2 protein-coding genes and 1 pseudogene are annotated in these 2,253 nt (G+C 66.9%); all 3 read right to left on the bottom strand.

The genetic code is table 11. From position 1 onward, the window contains the following. Window positions 1–622, bottom strand: a pseudogene (locus AB0L53_RS59230) (cytochrome P450); the annotation flags it as partial. A gap of 169 nt (window positions 623–791) precedes the next feature. Continuing rightward, window positions 792–1,616, bottom strand: coding sequence for an oxidoreductase (locus AB0L53_RS59225; protein ID WP_364015891.1), 825 nt, complete (start codon window positions 1,614–1,616; stop codon window positions 792–794). A gap of 244 nt (window positions 1,617–1,860) precedes the next feature. Beyond that, on the bottom strand, window positions 1,861–2,253 hold a 393-nt coding region (locus AB0L53_RS59220), incomplete at its 5' end, for a hypothetical protein (protein WP_364015888.1).

Below are 2,253 nucleotides of genomic sequence, written 5' to 3'. Positions count from 1 at the left end.
GCTTGGCCCGCACCAGGTCGCCCATGAACCGCTGCAGCCTGGTGGTGGAGGCGAGCTTCTCCTCCTGCGAGGCCGTCAGGCTCAGCAGCGCGACCAGGTCTCGCTGGAACCGGGCCCGCTCGCCGGTCGGAACTCCGAGCAACTCGCAGATCACCAGACTGGGGATGGGCACCGCGAACGCCTCCACCAGGTCGACCGGCGGGCCGTGCCGTTCCATCGCGTCCAGGTGCTCGGCGGTGATCTGCTCGATTCTCTCGGTGAGCAGGCGCATCCGGCGGACGGTGAACTGGCCGGTGAGCAGGTGGCGGTAGCGGGTGTGCTCGGGCGGGTCCATCGCAATGAAGGCCCCTGGTGGGGCCGGTTGCGGCTTGTCCGTCGTGTTCGCCACGGCCACCAGGCTGTGTGCGAGCTCGGGCCGGTGGCTAAAGCGATTGTCGGCCAGGACCGCACGGGCCAGGGCGTGGCTGGTGACCAGCCAACCGACGTGACCGTCCGGATAGGCCAGCGGCCTGAGGGGATGGTCGGCGCGCAGCCGCGCGAGCTCCTCGGGTGGATCGAAGGGACAACCCGCGGGACGCTCGGTCGGCATCGACACCGGGACCGGAGTTGAGGAAATGGACATCTATCTCCTTCCAGAGATGTTGTGATCCGAACGCAACGGTCGCTTCTCATGTCCGCGCGACCTCGATGACGTCCGGGAAGTCCACGTCGTACCAGTGATGGCCGGGCGGCGGATCGACCCGGAAGGCCCTGAAGTCGCGCCCGCACTCGCGTTGGGGGCGGCGATTCGATCATTTGAGCCGGCCGGTGACCCCTGCGTCGAATTCGCGGTCGGACAGGGACCTGTTGAGGTTGAGGAGCTCCTCGGCCTGCCAGCCCACGACGTAACGGGTTTCCGGCCGGTCCGACTCGACGGACTGCCGGATCGTGGTTGCGACCACCTCGGGGTCCGAGGCCGGGTTGTCCCCGCCCGGCCGCGTCTCGACCGCGCGTGCCATGGCCTCGGTCATCTGCCGGTAGGCGCCGTTCCCGGAGATCTCCCGCAGTTGCCGCGCCGTCCCGGCCTCGAAGTCGGTCTTGATGATGCCGGGCTGGATGACGACGACATCGATGCCGAACTGCTCGACCTCCTGGCGGAGCGTGTCAGAGAAGGCTTCCAGAGCGTGCTTGGAGGCGTAGTACCAGGCGCCGAGCGGCAGGGCGATCTCGCCGCCGATCGACGACACATTCACGATCGTGCCCGATCGCTGCTCCCGCATCTGCGGCAGAACGAGCTGGGTCAGCCGGGCCGGTGCGAACACGTTGATCTCGAACTCGTCTCGCGCAAGCTCCAGCGGTGTGTCCTCGACCGCGCCGTGGACGGTGGCTCCCGCGTTGTTGACCAGGACGTCGATCCGCTGGTGTTCATCCAGGATGGTACGGACGACCCGCTGGAGATCTTCTTCCTTGGTCACGTCCATCGGCAGGGCGTGACCTCCCGCTTCGCGGATCGCCTCCATCATGTGCACCCGCCGCGCCGCGCCGTACACGATGTGTCCTGCGCGCAGGAGCTCGAGCGCGGCGGCGCGGCCGATGCCGGATGAGGCGCCGGTCACGAGGCATATCTTGGCAGTCATGTCAGGGGTCTCCTTGATTGAGATTCGATGTCGTTTACGCGTCCCAGGCGACCGGGACCCGGTGGACGCCGTAGACGGCCATGCCGGCCGAGGCACTGGTGGATGCCGTGGCCGAAGGCGACGTGCCCGCCTGACGGGCGGAGCAGTTCGAGGGTGTCGGGGTCGGCGAAATGCTGGGGGCGCGGTTGGCGGCCGCGATGGAGACGGTTACCGTTTCGCCCGCCTTGATCCGGCGCGCACCTGGTCAGAACTGGTAGCGGAGTATCCAGCCGCTCTCTCTCCAGGACGGAACCATGCTGATCAGGGCGCACAGTGTCCGGTAGTAGAGCGGAGTGAGTGCGAGCAGGGGTGTGTCCAGCTGGTTCTCCTTGTCCACGAAGAGCAGGCGGTCATCGAGCTTCTCGGCTCCCCGCGCGTCGTCGAGTGCCCATTTCTCTTCGATGCCGAACTTCGTGAAGAGCGCCGACGGCCGCTTCTGGTGCCGTTTCTTGATCGTCGACGAAATGTTGTTGAAGACGAACTCCCCTCGCGGGAAGTGGTCCATGATCTGCCGGAAGACCTGTCGCACCTCGTCTTCGCTGAGAAACCCGAACAGGCCGTCGGCGACGACCACCACGGGCCTGTCGCCCGGGATCTG

Source organism: Nonomuraea sp. NPDC052129, from assembly GCF_040680095.1.
Lineage (GTDB): Bacteria > Actinomycetota > Actinomycetes > Streptosporangiales > Streptosporangiaceae > Nonomuraea.
The sequence above is the reverse complement of the archived record's forward strand: the minus strand, read 5'-3'. Positions and strand labels throughout refer to the sequence as shown.

Coding starts and splice junctions, on each gene's coding strand:
- AB0L53_RS59225 (WP_364015891.1), bottom strand. CDS start 1,616: ATGACTGCCAAGATATGCCTCGTGACCGGCGCCTCATCCGGCATCGGC.